The sequence below is a fragment of the Pedobacter sp. MC2016-05 genome (assembly GCF_026239735.1).
Classification (GTDB): Bacteria; Bacteroidota; Bacteroidia; order Sphingobacteriales; family Sphingobacteriaceae; genus Pedobacter.
Genome location: NZ_JAPIVT010000002.1, coordinates 41,150 through 56,557, shown reverse-complemented (window position 1 = coordinate 56,557; position 15,408 = coordinate 41,150). Strand labels below are relative to the sequence as shown.

Genomic DNA, 15,408 nt, shown 5'->3' with positions numbered 1-15,408 from the left:
TAATCTGCGAATCTGCCGCTAACCTAGAACCAATATTGCATTTTGCCTAATAATCAATCTATAATACCTATCTTATTGATAGATTATAGAATAAAATTTCGTTAAAATTAGTTTATGAAAATTATATTTTAAATAAAATATAGTTTATAAAATAGTTAATAGCTTTGCTTAATTTTGTATCATGTGGTACAATAACATATTAGAAACCATTGGTAATACGCCATTGGTGAAATTAAATACAATTACGATAGGTGTTCCTGGAACAATTTTGGCAAAAATAGAAACTACCAATCCAGGTAATTCAATCAAAGATCGTATGGCGGTAAAAATGATTGAAGATGCAGAGAAGAGTGGTAAGTTAAAACCTGGCGGAACCATTATTGAGGGAACATCAGGAAATACAGGTATGGGCTTGGCGATGGCTGCCATTATCAAAGGTTACAAATGTATTTTCACTACAACTGACAAACAATCTAAAGAAAAAGTAGATGCTTTACGTGCTTTTGGTGCTGAGGTTATTGTTTGTCCAACAAATGTAGAGCCAGAAGATCCGCGTTCTTATTATTCTGTTTCTTCTCGTTTAGAGCGTGAAGTTCCTAATTCGTGGAAGCCAAATCAATATGATAATTTGGCAAATACTGCCGCTCACTATGAACAAACTGGTCCTGAAATTTGGGAACAAACTGAGGGCAAAATTACTCACCTGGTTGTAGGTGTAGGAACCGGCGGAACAATTTCTGGAACTGGTAAGTATCTGAAAGAGAAAAATCCGAATATCCAGGTTTGGGGGATCGACACATACGGTTCAGTTTTCAAAAAATATAAGGAAACCGGAATTTTTGATAAGGATGAAATCTATCCCTACATCACCGAAGGAATTGGCGAAGATTTTTTACCAGCCAATGTAAATTTCGATGTAATTGATTTATTTGAAAAAGTAACCGATAAAGATGCCGCTTTAATGACCCGCGATATTGCCCGGAAGGAAGGTATTTTCGTTGGAAACTCTGCCGGCGCAGCAATTGGCGGGTTAATTCAATTGAAAGATAAGTTAAAACCAGAAGATGTTGTAGTGGTTATTTTTCATGACCACGGTAGCCGTTATATGGGCAAGATGTACAATGAAGATTGGTTACGCGAACGAGGCTTTTTACAGGATGAAAAACTAACAGCAAAATCAATTCTAGCTAAAAAGGAAGCTACAGAAATTGTAACCCTTGATGCAACAAAGTCTGTTTTAGAAGCGATCAATACGATCAAATCGATGAATATTTCGCAAATTCCGGTAACGCAACAAGGAATGATTGTAGGTAAAATTGCGGAGAGCGATATCTTAACTGCTTTGCTTGAAAACCCGGGACTGAAATCTGCACCGATATCAGAAATCATGACGGCAACTTTTCCTTTCGTTGATTTGAATACTTCTATTGATAAAATTTCATCGCTAATTAACAAAGAAAATTCTGCTGTTTTAGTTGAAGATGAATCAGGGAATATTGAAATTATTACTCAATATGACATTATAAATGCGATATCGGGGTAAGGATGCTGGTTGAGGAGTAGAAATAGCGAATGGGACATAGAGAATAGGAAATAGAGAATGGAAAATGTTTGCAATTAATTCGAATCATTCTTAAGTCGGTCATCATTGCGAGGTACGAAGCAATCTTAATGCTTGAGTGATCAACTAGCGGCAGATATATTGCTTGTTACGTGAACGAGAAATCACAAAAAAAATGCCCGGATAATTTTACCCGGGCGTTTTTGCATTATGCTATTTCTCTTTAGTCTATCAGCCTATAAGCATTAGTCTTTCAACTTTAAACCTTCAACTTTGAACTCTAAAAATCTTTAATGGCTTGGCGCATCAGCGTTTACACGCTTAATCTGCGCACCTAAAGCTCTTAAACGCGTATCAATATCCTGGTAACCACGCTCAATTTGCTCAATGTTGTAAATAGTTGATTTACCTTCAGCAGAAAGGGCGGCGATTAACAACGAAACTCCTGCTCTAATATCTGGAGAGGTCATGCTGATACCCCGAAGTTTGTATTTTTTATCAATACCGTTAACAGTAGCACGGTGTGGATCACAAAGAATAATTTGAGCGCCCATGTCAATCAATTTATCCACAAAGAATAAACGACTTTCAAACATTTTTTGGTGAATTAAAACGTTTCCTTTTGCTTGTGTAGCCACAACCAAAACGATACTCAATAAATCAGGAGTGAATCCTGGCCAAGGAGAATCAGCAATCGTTAAAATCGAACCATCTATAAAGGTATCAATTTCATAATGCTTTTGCGATGGCACATAAATATCATCACCTCTGCGTTCTAATTTAATACCCAGTTTCTTAAATACTTCAGGTATTACGCCCAGCTCATCATAACAAACGTTTTTAATAGTGATTTCAGATTCAGTCATTGCTGCCATGCCGATGAAAGAGCCAATCTCAATCATGTCAGGTAACATTCTGTGTTCTGTTCCACCTAGAACCTTAACACCCTCAATGGTTAACAAATTCGAACCAATACCAGAGATTTTTGCACCCATGCGGTTTAGCATTTTACAAAGCTGCTGTAGATAAGGTTCGCATGCAGCATTGTAAATCGTTGTGGTGCCTTTAGCCAAAACGGCAGCCATTACAATATTAGCTGTTCCGGTAACCGAAGCCTCATCTAACAGGATATAAGCACCTTTTAAATCAGTAGCATCAACATTGAAGAAAGCTTTTTTACTATCATAAATGAATTTTGCACCCAACTTTTCGAAACCGATAAAGTGCGTATCCAATCTTCTTCTACCGATTTTATCGCCACCAGGTTTAGGAATTGCAGCTTTACCAAAACGTGCCAACAACGGACCAACAATCATAATTGAACCACGTAAACCACCACCCTTAGCTTTAAAAGTGTCTGATTCAAAGAAATTTAAATTAATGTCTTTTGCTTCGAAGGTATAAGTATCTTTGTCGATGCGCTCAACAGCGACACCCAAATCGCCCAAAAGTTCAATCAGTTTATTTACATCTTTAATATCAGGAATATTGCTGATGGTTACTTTCTCTTGTGTAAGTAAAACTGCAGATAGAATCTGTAAGGCCTCGTTTTTGGCACCTTGAGGAGTGATTTCGCCTTTTAATTTAATTCCGCCTGTTATCTCAAATGCATTCATATATTTTTCTTTTGCTAACCCATTCGTCATGCTGAATTTATTTCAGCATCTATGTCAATGATTCTGAATCAAGTTCAGAATGACGCTGTAGTTATTAGTATTTAGGTTTATTATTATTGTTTCGTCCGCGATTATTATTGTTGTTATTGTTTTGACGATTCTTTCCGTTATTATTATTATTGTTGTTATTCGTTCTTCCGCGGTTATTATTATTAGTATTTTGACGAGGATTCTGAGCTCTAAACTCAACTTTAGCCAAGTTCACACCCTCATCAAGAGATAATAATCCGCCAGAAAGATATTTCAAATCTTTGATTATCGTGTCATCACTTACATTATCCTTGTTCCAGGTAACGTAAGCCATTTTCATAAAGTTCGCGATTCCCTGCACCATAGCTTTTTTATGCTCCGGATTTTCCTCCCGCATAGCTTTTTCAATCAAATTCTCAACCGTTTTACCGTAATGTTTGTAGGTAATCCGCTGCTGAGGATAAGGAAGTGGCTCTGGTTTTTTAAAAGCATTTTCCGGTAAAGGTTTTGGATAAGGGCTTTCTACATCAATCTGATAGCCAGAAATAATGTGCAAGTGATCCCAAAGTTTATGTTTAAAATCGGCAACATCACGTAAGTGCGGTTGCAAAAATCCCATCAGGTCGATAACCGCCTGGGCATATTTATTACGTTCTTCAATAGTTGGTAATTCGCAAATATACTTCACCATATTCTGAACGTTACGGCCATATTCTGATAAAATCAAATGGCTACGCGTAGTATTATAATCAAAATTCATGTACAGATAATTTAATGGATAAATCTTCCGGCGATACGAATTATGAAATAACCAGAGGAGATGAGGTTATGAATTCACCGAAATGTCTATTGCCGGACTTTCGTTATTTATAGTTCAAAGATAATTAAAATTACGATTTTAGGGTTACGATTTTAGATTTTATTTGTAAATGAAGGGTTGTGGTTCTTTTAGGTTTTCAGCCCTGCTTTACATTACAAGCCCAATAAAAAATTGTGGCTTCTCATTGCAATCAGGTTTATTTAACAAAGTATTGTGCTTTTAGGATAAAAAATTTAGCTCGGTCCCACGCCGTTTCTAAAAATTATTAGTATACTGAAAATATAAAAGAAGAATGACAGAATAAAGGCTAGAGTGATTCCAATAATGATTTCATAAATTTTATCAACATTTTTTAATCTATTTAATCTAAAAGTTACTGGTAGCGTAATTATAGGAGTTAAAAAAATCAAATACCAAAAAACTTTACCAATCAAATCAATAAAACTCTCGCTCATACTACAATATTTTTAATTACATCTATGGCGAAAATCTATACTTTAAATTACAAAGATTCTCCGCTTAGGTCGGAAGAACGACTTCTCGATTTTCCGTGTCTTCCGTGTTTCCGTGGCAAAAAACTACACTTCATCCGTATTCTTTGGATAATCAAAAAACACCAAATCCCCCGTTCCTCTGCTCAGCATCTTCCATGAATTGAAAGGAAAAGATATTAACACCATTCCTGCTGTTGGGATATTGGCAATATCAGCACCGCTTAATTCATTCGCTAAATCAGTAAACCCAGGGTTATGACCAAACATAATAACGGTATCTGCCTCATCATTCAAACCGTTTACAACTTTCAAAAGTGTAGCTGTATTTGCCTCGTAAATCTCTTCTTCGTATTGAATATCATCAATTTGATAAGCTTCAGCAAAGAATTTTGCTGTAGATTTAGCTCGCTTTGCCGGACTGCTTACCATCAAATCGAATTTGAACCCCTTATTGATTAAGCGTTCTGCCATTTCTGGTGTATTCTCTTTACCACGTTTGTTCAACGGACGATCAAAATCTTTTAAATCTAAATTTGCCCAGTCTGATTTTCCGTGACGAACCAATAATAATTGCTTAGCCATTTAGTTTTTTTTTAATTTTCTTTAAAATCGTTTCAGGATTTATTAAATCCATACAGCTCTCAACACCACACATACATGGTTTGTTTCCATAAATAGAATTTGGCCGATTAGGGTGGTCAATTTGGATACAATCGCTTTCCAACTGACCATAGCCTAAAAACCCCGCATAAGGATGTGTCGGTCCCCAAACAGAAACTACAGGAATACCCACCAATGAGGCCATGTGCATACCTGACGAATCCATACTGAGCATCAAATCCAAATTGGAAATAATTGCAAGTTCTTCTGTAAGGTTAAAATTGCCAATTAAATTACGCGTGTTTGGATAAATTTTGGCCCATTGTTCAGCAGTTGCCTGTTCGGTTCTGCCGCCGCCGAAAATAAAAATTTTATAGCCCGAAGCAGATAAGCCAGCAATCACTACCTCCATTTTTTCTAACGGATAAACCTTATAAATGTGCTGTGCAAAAGGGGAGATCCCCAGTTTCTTTTTCGTTTCATCTTTAAATAAATATTCAGCTTTTACCGGTAATTTCTCCGGCTTTTTTTTAAGCTTATGGCTCAGATTAATCTCAAAACCTAATTCGCGGAATACATCAGCATAACGTTCTACAGTTTGTCGTAAGGGTTGAAAAATTTTATTAACAGACCGCGTTAAAGCTTTTTTCTCTACTCTGCCTTTATCAATTCGCTTAATTTTGATACCAGTTAATCGAAAAAAAGTTGCAATCGCTCTGCTTCTCAAATTATCATGCAAATCTGCAATGGCTGTTGGTTTATATTTTCGGAGCTCCTTGTAAAGTTTATACAGCCCGGAAATGCCTCTGTGGATGGTTTTGGGTTGAATGGCATGAAAAGTTAAATTTTCAATGCCATCAAAAAATGGTTCAAAGGCATCACGACTGACCAATATAATTTCTACTGATGGATTTTGCTGAGAAAATTCTTTCAAAACAGAAGCTACCATTGCCACATCGCCCATGGCTGAAAAACGTAAAACGATAATTCTGCTCGTTTTAACCATTGTCTCTTATAAATGATAACTGATAAGCCTGCAGCATTTTGCCGTTTCTCGGTTGATAAAGAAAATACACGCTATGTTTTTTTCTTATTATTTTAGGACAAAGCTGTTTAGTAAAATCGATTTTCGTTTTCGCAGTTAAACCTTCAAAAGCTATTGTGTAATAATGCATTCGAATAGGGGAATCGACATCACTTTGTGGGAAACCATCCTTAAAAGTTGCAGATTTCGTTTTGGCTATAACGATAGAATAATACGTATTAAAAGTTGAGTCATTATGATTTATGAATGAATCATCATAGCTTTTAAACGCACCAGACAAGCTGGAAGAATCTAAATTTAAACTATCAACTTCAATTGGTTTTAAGTAAAGTTTCTTACCTGTTATTTTTGGGAAACAGGGTATTTCCGGATACTCATCTTTTTCTATCTCCAAACTGGTGCCACTTTGGCAACTCGTAAACAGCAATACTAAAACAAATATCCAGAAAAATGATTTTTTAATCATATACCCGCAGTTATACTTTACTGTTATACAACACCGGATTTAGGCTAGGGTCGTTATACATTTTCATTTGTTTATAAACTTTCATGTATTTTTTGCCAGCCTCAATATCAGCCAATAGTTCATTTATGCTTGTCGATAAATCTTCGCGTTGCGTTAATAAAACATTGAGTTTTGTTTGACATTGCTCACGGTGTTCAGCTGATGCACTTTCTCGTTCTGCTTCTTCCTGCATGTGGTATATTTTTAAAGCCAAAATGGAAAGCCTGTCTATAGCCCAAGCCGGGCTTTCCGTGTTGATTTTCGCATTTGGAAAAGCCGAAATCCCGCGATAAAGATTCAAGAAATATCCATCTATAAACTCTACCATGTCGGTACGCACCTGGTTTTGGGCATCAATACGTCTCTTCCATTTCAAACCGTCAACAGGGTCGATCTGCGGGTTACGAACCACATCTTCCATATGCCACTGAGCTGTGTCAATCCAATTTTTAATATAGAAAAGATGTTCTAAAGTCTCGGCATCATAAGGATTTTCAACCGGATGGTCAATATCATCAAACTTATGGTAATCTGTAATTACTTCATTAAAGATGCGGTTGGCAATTTCACTGATCATGAGGCAAAGTTAGGGTTTTTTACAACAGATTTTCACAGGTGAACACAGATTGAGGAATCGTTAAATCCTAAAAGAAAATCTGTGTTGATCCTGTCTATCTGTGGTTATTTATGAAACAACATTTAATCTGCAAATCTGCGGCTAACCTCTTTTAGCGTTAAAATATTCCGTTATTTCCTCTAAAGAAAAAGCATTTAGACATTTATCGGCGCTTAATCCACCTTTGCGGGCCACTAAAATTCCGTAACGCATGTCGTGGAATCCCTCAGTTCTGTGAGCATCGGGGTTTACTGACAGCAAAACGCCTTTTTCCAAAGCATAACGATGCCAACGCCAATCTAAATCCAAACGTAAAGGATTTGCATTAATTTCGATAACGACCTTATTTGCGGCACAGGCATCAATTACTTTTTTATAATCAATCGAGTAACCTGCTCTGCTTAACAACAAACGCCCTGTTGGGTGCCCCAAAATAGTGGTGTAGGGATTTTCAATTGCTTTTAATAACCGGGCAGTCGCTTTGGATTCATCCATTCGAAGGTTGCTGTGCACAGATGCCACCACGAAATCGAAAGTTTTAAGTACTTCGTCGGAATAATCCAAAGAACCATCGCTTAGTATATCACTTTCAATCCCTTTAAAAATTTTAAAAGGTGATAATTTCTTGTTCAACTCATCAATTTCGAGATGTTGTGCAAAAACACGTTGCTCATTTAACCCTTTTGCATAAACTGCTGTTTTCGAGTGGTCGCAGATGCCTAAATATTTTAAGTTCAGTGTGTCTTTGCAATAGACCGCCATCTGCTCAAGCGTATGAACTCCATCGCTCCACGTAGAATGATTATGCAAACTTCCTTTTGAGTCTTCGTCCGTGATAAGTTTGGGTAGATTGTTTTCTTTGGCTAATGCTATTTCATCTAAACCTTCACGCAGTTCAGGCTCAATAAATGCTAATCCAGCTTTATTGTAAATAGCCTCTTCACTTTTAAAAGGACCATCGCCAGTCAATTTTAAAACCTGTTCAACGTGTTCGGTATTTCCCGTCAGTTTAAACCATTCTAAATAAAAATCAGATTTATCAACAACAAAAACTTTAATTCTCAAACCAGCTTCCGTTGTAGTAATGAAACAATCTTCGCCAGCAATTAACGAAAGCGGTTCAAAAGTCTCCAGTCTGGTTTGTACTTCCTCTACCTGTTCAGCACCGATTACAAATTCCAACTCATCAATAATTTCGCAAGCACGGCGAAATTGACCCGCAAAGGCTAAGGAAGAATGGTTATCAACTTTAATTAACCATTCGGATATTTGTGCGTATACGGTGTTTGCAAAGCCTTCCACTTGAGCGTAAAGGAATCTACCGTTTGCTGCCAGCTTAAACTCAATAGCATTTTTAATCTCTTCTTGTGTTTTTAAGCCAAAACCTTTCGCTTCAATTAATCGGTTTTCGTTGCAGGCATAATAAAGTTCGCCCATACTTTCAATGCCTAAGGTTCGCCAAATAATTAAAATTTTCTTTGGACCAATCCCTTTGATACTGAGCATTTCTACAACGCCTTCGGGTGTTTCTCCTATAATATCATTTAGTTCTTTAAGTTCGCCGGTTTGCAATAATTCGATGATTTTTCCTGCCAAACTTTTACCAATACCATCAATTTTATCGATCTCATCCAAAGGTTTGTCTTTAAGTGCAAAAGGGAGTTTATCAACCTTAAAATAAGCATTGGCTATTGATTTTATTTTGAATGGATTTACTTCATGTAATTCCATTAACTGCGATAAGAGGCGTAAGGTACGGGCGATGGTTTTGTTTTCCATAAGCTGTAAAATTATGAAATAAAGCGTTAAAACTTTTGGGAGCGGTATTTTTTCAAACAGAATTAATTAATGTGTTGTTCTAGAGTCATGAAATCCTCAAAAATCATCCTTCTTGGCTTGACCATTAGTATGGCAGCTTGTCAATCTTCGGAAAACTCGCAGCATAAAACCGATTCAATCGAAAGTATTGAGTCGGGCCCAGGCCGCATAGTCGATTCTCGCTATTTGATTGTTCCAGGTCGCTCAGTGGGTGAAATTTCTCTGGGTGAGAATATGGAAAAAGTAGGAGCGTTGCTTGGTAAACCCGATGCTGGCGATGCGGCAATGGGCAAGGCCTGGGGTATTTGGTTTAGCAAAGATTCTGTAGGTGAACAAAGAGGTGAAATTGCTGTTTATTCATCTTATCGAGATTCGTCCATGCGAGTGAAAGATGTGAAACAAATTAGAATTACTTCACCGAAGTACAAAACCCAGGATGGTTTCACTGTTGGATTAAATGAATCGCACACGAAATTGAAATTCCCTGCTATGGAACGAATTTCTACTTATTTAAATGAGCGAAAAGATACCGTGACCGTTTACGATGCCAAGCAAGACGGGATTGGATTTGATTTTTTGAAAGGAAAAAGTATTTCTCTAACTGTTCATCCGATGAATCAATCGGTTAATGGAACTTATTTGACTTTACATCCGGAGTGGAAAATGATTGAATAAGTTGGAATAGGGAACAGGGGATAGAGAATTGAAAAGGTGAATAGGAAAAAGGGAAAAAGTAAGAGCGGAGTTGGTCGATGCCATAATCTCTCTTACTTTTTCCATTAAGTATTACTTTATAACTGCTTCAAAAGGCATCCTTGCCTGAATTCCTGAACTGGCAATAACTTTTTTCATTTGCTGATAAAGCATATAATTATCGCCCAACTCTTGTTTGGTGTAGTAAGTCTTGATCCTGTCTGTACTTTCATCCATAAACGATTTCAAAGGATCGACAACATCAGGGTATTCCACCACTTTGTATTCCTTTATTTTTGCTTTTTTTGCTGCAGCCTTAATCGCGTCGTTGAAACTTCCAATTCTATCAGCCAAACCAATTTGAACGGCGTCGGTTCCAATCCAAACGTGGCCACCACCAATGCTATCAATATAAGCTTTGCTTTTCTTTCTGCCATCTGCCACGCGACTTACAAAGCCACTATAAATTCTGTTTAGTTCATTTTGAATAATGAATCTTTCTCCAGCAGTCATCGGGCGGTTTGTTGCCATAATATCAGCGTATTTGCCGGTTTTGACACCATCGAAAGTAATTCCCAATTTGTTGGTCATCAAGTTTTGAAAATTTGGAATGAGGCCAAATACACCAATAGATCCGGTAATAGTGTTTGGCTGAACAAAAATGCTATCGGCAGCACAACCGATGTAATACCCCCCAGATGCCGCAACATCGCCAAATGAAGCGATAACAGGTTTTTCCTTTTTTGTTAATACGATTTCTCTCCATATCACATCCGATGCTAATGCACTACCGCCCGGAGAATTTACACGGATTACAACTGCTTTAATGTCATCATCTAAACGAGCTTTACGAATTGCTCTCGAAATGCGTTCTGAACCAATTTGGTTATCGTTGCCCTCGCCGCCACTAATTTCGCCATTGGCATAGATTACTGCAACTTTATCCTTTCCAGAACCCGTTTCGATATTGTTCTTAACATAATCATTAATAGACACAGTACGTACATTTTCGCCTCTGGTTCTGCCTGATAATCCCTTTAATTCTTCTAAAATTTGATCTTTATATTTTAGTGCATCAACCATTTTAAAGTTAACCGCATCCTGAGGTTCTCTAACTCTATAATCATCAGCAATTTTGTACAAACTATCTTTTTGAATATCTCTGCTTTTAGCAATATCAGTTAAAAATGTATTGTACAAACCACCCACATAAGCGGTAACTTGTTTACGGTTATAATCACTCATTTTATCTAAAATGAAAGGTTCTACCGCACTTTTGTAATTACCAACACGAATCACCTGCATTTCTACGCCTACTTTTTCCAGCGTACCTTTAAAAAATGTGAGTTCAGAACTAAAACCTTTAAATTCCAAAGCTCCTTCGGGATTTAAATAAACTTTATCAGCAGCAGATGCCAGATAATATGCGCCTTGGGTAAAAACCTCACTGTAAGCAATAATTTTTTTATGTGATTTTTTGAAATCAATTAAAGCATTTCTTACCTCACGCATAGTGGCAAAACCAGCATTCGGACTGCTCACATTCAAATAAATACATTTAATATTGTCATCAGTTTTAGCCCTTTGAATAGATTTTAACAAATCATTTAATCCAATTCCGTCTTTTTCGGTACCCCCAACAATGGGCAGATTTCCAAACGGATTTTTTGGAGTACGTTCTGTAATGGGTTGGTCTAAGTTTAAAAATAGTACCGAGTTGTTTGATACAGTAACGGTTTTATCACTATCGATGGAAGAAATAGCTCCAACGATAATTACAAAGATGATGATGAAAACAATAACTGCTGATAGGAAAAATCCTAGCATTGAGGCAAATAGATACTTGAAAAAATCTTTCATTTAAATGTTAATTTTGTGCCGTAAAGATATAAAAATACATGATGCTTAATACGGCTTTAGAGTACCAAACCGCTTATTTGTTACTGGGTGGAAATTTGGGTGATAGAGAAGATAATTTGCGTAAAGCAATTGCACTCATAGCAGAAAATATAGGCTCAGTAGTTTCAATTTCCGCTTTGTATGAAACTGCAGCATGGGGCAAAACTGATCAACCCTCATTTTTAAATCAAGCCGTAGCCGTTGAGACTAACTTTCCTGCTATTGAAGTTTTAGACAAGGCACTAGAGATTGAAAAAAATTTAGGCAGAGTTAGGAAAGATAAATGGGGAGAGCGTTTAATTGATATTGATTTAATTCTATATGGAAATGAGGTTATTGATATCAAAAATAAACTTCAGGTACCTCATCCGCATATGCAAGAAAGAAGATTTGTAATGGCGCCCCTGGCTGAAATTGCCCCAGTTGTTGTACATCCCATTTTGGGGAAAACTATTTTGGATATTTTTGAAAATATTACAGATAAATTAGACGTTAAGAAATTGTAAATATCTAGCTTTGTTATATGCAAGAGAATCATGATAATCATCCCTTAGATTTATCATATCTTAAAGAAATGGTTGGTCATAATCCAGAATTTATGATCGAAGTTTTTGACACGTTTATTGAACAAACGCCTTTCTATCTGGCCGAGTTGGAAGATGCTTTATCAAGTGAAAATTGGGATAAGGTAGGCAATTGTGCGCATAAAATTAAGCCAACATTTAGCTATGTGGGACGGAGCGATGTTAAAGATTTTGTTCAGTCTATCGAAGACAATGCCCAAAATCAGATCGCGGTGGAGCAAATTCCCGCAGATGTTGAATGCTTGAAAGCCTTGTTAGTCGAGATCTATGCTCAATTGGAAGTCGCTAAAAATGAGATTCAATCTAACTGATAACTGATTTTTTGAAAAGCTCAAGTTTGGCTTTATTTTAAATTATTATTCAGGATTACGTTAAAGCAGGCGTTCCCCTGAATTTATTTCAGGCTATTTAATGAAAGAGATGCTGAAACAAATTCAGCATGAGGATGAAGTAAAAAATTACTTGCAACTATTTCGAACTTATTATATTGCTGCGGCCAGCACCTCTAAAATGTAGGATTGATAAGCTAATATAGAGTACCAAAACAAAAGGAAGGGCGGCGAAGTGTAAGACAGCAATTAGCACTGCTGATATCATTAGAAAAATGAATTTTAATTTATTTTTTGCCCAGCTCAAATCACTAAACTTCAAAGAGAAAATCTTGATCTCACTAATCAAGAGAAAACTACTAATTGCAGTGATGGCAACTAATAGCATCGTAGAACCAATTACCTGAGGATAATCCATCGAAATAAACGGTAACGAACAGATAAACAGCGTATTCATTGGCGTATTTAAGCCAATAAAATCTTCGGTTTGGCGCTCATCATTATTAAATTTTGCTAATCGCAAGGCTGAAAAAACAGTAATAAAGAAACCTAAATAGGGTAAATATTCAGAAGTATAATCACTGGCTTTTAGCAGCTGAAACATAATCACGCCTGGTAAAAAACCAAAACTTACCATGTCTGCCAACGAATCCAAATCTTTTCCAATCGCCGACTTTACATTCAACAATCGGGCAGCCATTCCATCAAAAAAATCGAAAATGCCCGAAAGAATGACGAAATAGGCAGCGGTTTGTAAATCGCCTTTAAAAGCAAAAACGATTCCGATACAACCAGAAAACAGATTTGCACAGGTAATCGCATTAGGGATATGCCTTTTCATTTATTTTGAGTTGAAAGTATAAAGTTAAAAGTTTAAAGTGGCTGGATTCGCATTTCGAAAACTTTCAACTTTAAACCTTTAACTTTTAACACTCTACTAGCTGTTCATCGAAATTAAAAATTCTTCATTGCTTTTTGTACCTTTTATCTGAGCTTGTACAAATTCCATCGCCTCTTGGCTATTCATATCTGCCAGGTGGTTACGTAAAATCCAAACACGTTGTAGAATATCTCTGTCTAGCAACAAATCATCTCTACGAGTACTCGAAGCTGTTATATCAATAGCAGGGAAGATACGTTTATTCGATAATTTACGGTCTAATTGTAATTCCATGTTACCAGTTCCTTTAAATTCTTCGAAGATCACTTCGTCCATTTTAGAACCTGTATCGGTCAATGCAGTGGCTAAAATCGTTAATGAACCTCCGTTTTCGATGTTCCGGGCAGCACCAAAGAAACGTTTTGGTTTATGTAATGCATTAGCATCAACACCACCAGATAAAATTTTACCCGATGCAGGAGCAGTGGTGTTGTAAGCACGTGCTAAACGTGTAATCGAATCTAAAAGGATAACCACATCGTGTCCGCTTTCTACCAAACGCTTGGATTTTTCTAAAACAATGTTGGCAATTTTTACGTGTCGTTCAGCTGGCTCATCGAAAGTAGAGGCAATAACCTCAGCCCTTACGCTACGAGCCATATCGGTAACCTCTTCCGGGCGCTCATCAATTAAAAGGATAATTAAATAAACTTCTGGATGATTTTTAGCAATTGCATTTGCAACCTCTTTTAATAAATTGGTTTTTCCGGTTTTTGGTTGAGCTACAATTAACCCACGTTGTCCTTTACCAATTGGTGTAAACAAATCCATAATACGGGTAGAGTAGTTGCTGTTATCCGTAAAAAGATTTAATTTTTCGGTTGGAAAGAGGGGTGTTAAATAATCGAAAGGTACGCGGTCACGAACTTCGGCAGGAATTCTACCATTAATGGTTTCTACACGAACTAATGGGAAATATTTTTCGCCTTCTTTCGGCGGACGAATACTTCCTTTAACGGTATCGCCAGTTTTTAAGCCAAAAAGTTTAATTTGTGATTGAGATACATAAATATCATCAGGAGAGGTTAAGTAGTTGTAATCTGCAGAGCGTAAGAAACCGTAACCATCAGGCATAATTTCTAAAACGCCCTCGTTTGTAATTACGTTATCGAAATCTAAGTTAGAGTAACTGTTTTCGTTTTTGTGGTGGTTACCGCCTCCAGGTTGTTTCTGCTGGCGGTTATCTTCACGTTGAGGTTTTTCTTGCTTTTCTCTTGGCTCTTGTTTTTGTCTCGGAGCCGCAGGAATCACTTCCGCCGATTCTTCAATTAAAGCAGAAATTGGTTTGCTTCCACCGTCTTCCGATTCAACAATTCTGTCTGGTTGTCTTTCTGGTTGTTGTTGGTGTTGCGGCTCATCAAACAAAGTAACCGAATCTCTTCTTCTTTCAATTGGAGCTGCAGGTTCATCTTTACTTAATCTTGCTCTTTTTTTAACCGGTTTTTCTGGTTTTTCTAGAGTAGAAGGAGCAGCAGTGGCTGATGCAGCAACTTTTGGAGTTTTTTCTGCTTTGGCTGCTTTAGTTTTTGGAGCAGGAGCAACTGCAACCGGTTCGCTTTCGCTGTATGGATCTGCACCTGTGCCTGCTTTAGCTGCATTTATGATTTCTTGCTGGTGTAACAGTACTTCAACAAGGTCAATTTTTCTAAGGGATTCGGCACCTTCAATGCCATAAGATTTTGCAAGCTCACGTAATTCTGGTGTGAGCTTATCATTTAATTCTGTTTTACTAAACATTCTAAATATATATGTTTCAAGAAATTTTTCATTTGTTTATAACGGATGTTTCCTGTCATAAAATGTGCAAAGGCTTCTCTTGTGATTGCGTAAGCCCAGCGGTTTTTTGTGTATAAATTCT

The 15,408-nt window shown here is 37.0% G+C and carries 14 protein-coding genes; 4 read left to right on the top strand and 10 right to left on the bottom strand.

Annotated elements, in window-relative coordinates; all coding sequences use genetic code 11:
- The first annotated feature begins 181 nt into the window (after positions 1-181).
- On the top strand, positions 182-1,543 hold the full coding sequence (locus OQZ33_RS03310) for a pyridoxal-phosphate dependent enzyme (RefSeq protein ID WP_265797625.1): 1,362 nt from the start codon (positions 182-184) through the stop codon (positions 1,541-1,543).
- 308 nt (positions 1,544-1,851) lie between these two features.
- Here OQZ33_RS03310 and murA read toward each other — a convergent pair whose 3' ends face one another.
- From murA to OQZ33_RS03275, 7 genes are all read right to left on the bottom strand, one after another.
- Entirely contained in the window at positions 1,852-3,177 is a 1,326-nt protein-coding gene (murA, locus tag OQZ33_RS03305; RefSeq protein ID WP_265798001.1) for a UDP-N-acetylglucosamine 1-carboxyvinyltransferase, read from the bottom strand.
- A 94-nt stretch (positions 3,178-3,271) separates the two neighbouring features.
- A complete protein-coding gene (locus OQZ33_RS03300) occupies positions 3,272-3,967 on the bottom strand; it encodes a DUF4290 domain-containing protein (protein ID WP_265797624.1) in 696 nt (231 codons plus the stop codon).
- Between the two features lie 638 nt (positions 3,968-4,605).
- Positions 4,606-5,103 (bottom strand): SixA phosphatase family protein, encoded by a 498-nt coding sequence (locus OQZ33_RS03295; RefSeq protein WP_265797623.1) that lies wholly within the window; start codon positions 5,101-5,103, stop codon positions 4,606-4,608.
- The gene (locus tag OQZ33_RS03290; RefSeq protein ID WP_265797622.1) at positions 5,096-6,127 is read right to left on the bottom strand and encodes a glycosyltransferase family 9 protein; all 1,032 of its coding nucleotides are present in this window, start codon (positions 6,125-6,127) and stop codon (positions 5,096-5,098) included. Before OQZ33_RS03290 ends, OQZ33_RS03295 begins: the two co-directional genes overlap by 8 nt.
- Positions 6,120-6,632 carry a hypothetical protein gene (locus OQZ33_RS03285; RefSeq protein WP_265797621.1) on the bottom strand — a complete coding sequence of 171 codons (513 nt, stop codon included), beginning with the start codon at positions 6,630-6,632 and terminating at the stop codon, positions 6,120-6,122. The genes OQZ33_RS03290 and OQZ33_RS03285 overlap by 8 nt, the downstream gene beginning before the upstream one ends.
- 10 nt (positions 6,633-6,642) lie before the next feature.
- Positions 6,643-7,248 (bottom strand): DUF4254 domain-containing protein, encoded by a 606-nt coding sequence (locus OQZ33_RS03280; protein ID WP_265797620.1) that lies wholly within the window; start codon positions 7,246-7,248, stop codon positions 6,643-6,645.
- A 141-nt stretch (positions 7,249-7,389) separates the two neighbouring features.
- Positions 7,390-9,066, bottom strand: a complete 1,677-nt coding sequence (locus OQZ33_RS03275; protein ID WP_265797618.1) for a helix-hairpin-helix domain-containing protein — start codon at positions 9,064-9,066, stop codon at positions 7,390-7,392.
- A gap of 87 nt (positions 9,067-9,153) precedes the next feature.
- On the opposite strand from OQZ33_RS03275, the gene OQZ33_RS03270 reads away from it, so the two are divergent.
- The gene (locus tag OQZ33_RS03270) at positions 9,154-9,780 is read left to right on the top strand and encodes a hypothetical protein (RefSeq protein WP_265797617.1); all 627 of its coding nucleotides are present in this window, start codon (positions 9,154-9,156) and stop codon (positions 9,778-9,780) included.
- Positions 9,781-9,891: 111 nt separating this feature from the next.
- Here OQZ33_RS03270 and sppA read toward each other — a convergent pair whose 3' ends face one another.
- The gene (gene sppA / locus OQZ33_RS03265) at positions 9,892-11,658 is read right to left on the bottom strand and encodes a signal peptide peptidase SppA (protein WP_265797616.1); all 1,767 of its coding nucleotides are present in this window, start codon (positions 11,656-11,658) and stop codon (positions 9,892-9,894) included.
- A gap of 38 nt (positions 11,659-11,696) precedes the next feature.
- On the opposite strand from sppA, the gene folK reads away from it, so the two are divergent.
- A complete protein-coding gene (folK, locus tag OQZ33_RS03260; RefSeq protein WP_265797614.1) occupies positions 11,697-12,203 on the top strand; it encodes a 2-amino-4-hydroxy-6-hydroxymethyldihydropteridine diphosphokinase in 507 nt (168 codons plus the stop codon).
- 17 nt (positions 12,204-12,220) lie between these two features.
- Positions 12,221-12,592, top strand: coding sequence for an Hpt domain-containing protein (locus tag OQZ33_RS03255; protein WP_265797613.1), 372 nt, complete (start codon positions 12,221-12,223; stop codon positions 12,590-12,592).
- A 157-nt stretch (positions 12,593-12,749) separates the two neighbouring features.
- Here the strand turns inward: OQZ33_RS03255 and pssA are convergent, their stop codons facing one another.
- Both pssA and rho read right to left on the bottom strand, forming a co-directional pair.
- Complete coding sequence (gene pssA / locus OQZ33_RS03250) at positions 12,750-13,451, bottom strand: CDP-diacylglycerol--serine O-phosphatidyltransferase (protein ID WP_265797612.1); 702 nt, start codon at positions 13,449-13,451, stop codon at positions 12,750-12,752.
- Positions 13,452-13,547: 96 nt separating this feature from the next.
- Positions 13,548-15,287 carry a transcription termination factor Rho gene (gene rho / locus OQZ33_RS03245; RefSeq protein WP_265797611.1) on the bottom strand — a complete coding sequence of 580 codons (1,740 nt, stop codon included), beginning with the start codon at positions 15,285-15,287 and terminating at the stop codon, positions 13,548-13,550.
- Positions 15,288-15,408 lie beyond the last annotated feature (121 nt).

Excerpts from the sequence above, each read along its gene's own strand:
- OQZ33_RS03310 (WP_265797625.1), top strand. The coding sequence starts at position 182 with ATGTGGTACAATAACATATTAGAAACCATTGGTAATACGCCATTGGTG.
- murA (WP_265798001.1), bottom strand. The coding sequence starts at position 3,177 with ATGAATGCATTTGAGATAACAGGCGGAATTAAATTAAAAGGCGAAATC.
- OQZ33_RS03300 (WP_265797624.1), bottom strand. The coding sequence starts at position 3,967 with ATGAATTTTGATTATAATACTACGCGTAGCCATTTGATTTTATCAGAA.
- OQZ33_RS03295 (WP_265797623.1), bottom strand. The coding sequence starts at position 5,103 with ATGGCTAAGCAATTATTATTGGTTCGTCACGGAAAATCAGACTGGGCA.
- OQZ33_RS03290 (WP_265797622.1), bottom strand. The coding sequence starts at position 6,127 with ATGGTTAAAACGAGCAGAATTATCGTTTTACGTTTTTCAGCCATGGGC.
- OQZ33_RS03285 (WP_265797621.1), bottom strand. The coding sequence starts at position 6,632 with ATGATTAAAAAATCATTTTTCTGGATATTTGTTTTAGTATTGCTGTTT.
- OQZ33_RS03280 (WP_265797620.1), bottom strand. The coding sequence starts at position 7,248 with ATGATCAGTGAAATTGCCAACCGCATCTTTAATGAAGTAATTACAGAT.
- OQZ33_RS03275 (WP_265797618.1), bottom strand. The coding sequence starts at position 9,066 with ATGGAAAACAAAACCATCGCCCGTACCTTACGCCTCTTATCGCAGTTA.
- OQZ33_RS03270 (WP_265797617.1), top strand. The coding sequence starts at position 9,154 with ATGAAATCCTCAAAAATCATCCTTCTTGGCTTGACCATTAGTATGGCA.
- sppA (WP_265797616.1), bottom strand. The coding sequence starts at position 11,658 with ATGAAAGATTTTTTCAAGTATCTATTTGCCTCAATGCTAGGATTTTTC.
- folK (WP_265797614.1), top strand. The coding sequence starts at position 11,697 with ATGATGCTTAATACGGCTTTAGAGTACCAAACCGCTTATTTGTTACTG.
- OQZ33_RS03255 (WP_265797613.1), top strand. The coding sequence starts at position 12,221 with ATGCAAGAGAATCATGATAATCATCCCTTAGATTTATCATATCTTAAA.
- pssA (WP_265797612.1), bottom strand. The coding sequence starts at position 13,451 with ATGAAAAGGCATATCCCTAATGCGATTACCTGTGCAAATCTGTTTTCT.
- rho (WP_265797611.1), bottom strand. The coding sequence starts at position 15,287 with ATGTTTAGTAAAACAGAATTAAATGATAAGCTCACACCAGAATTACGT.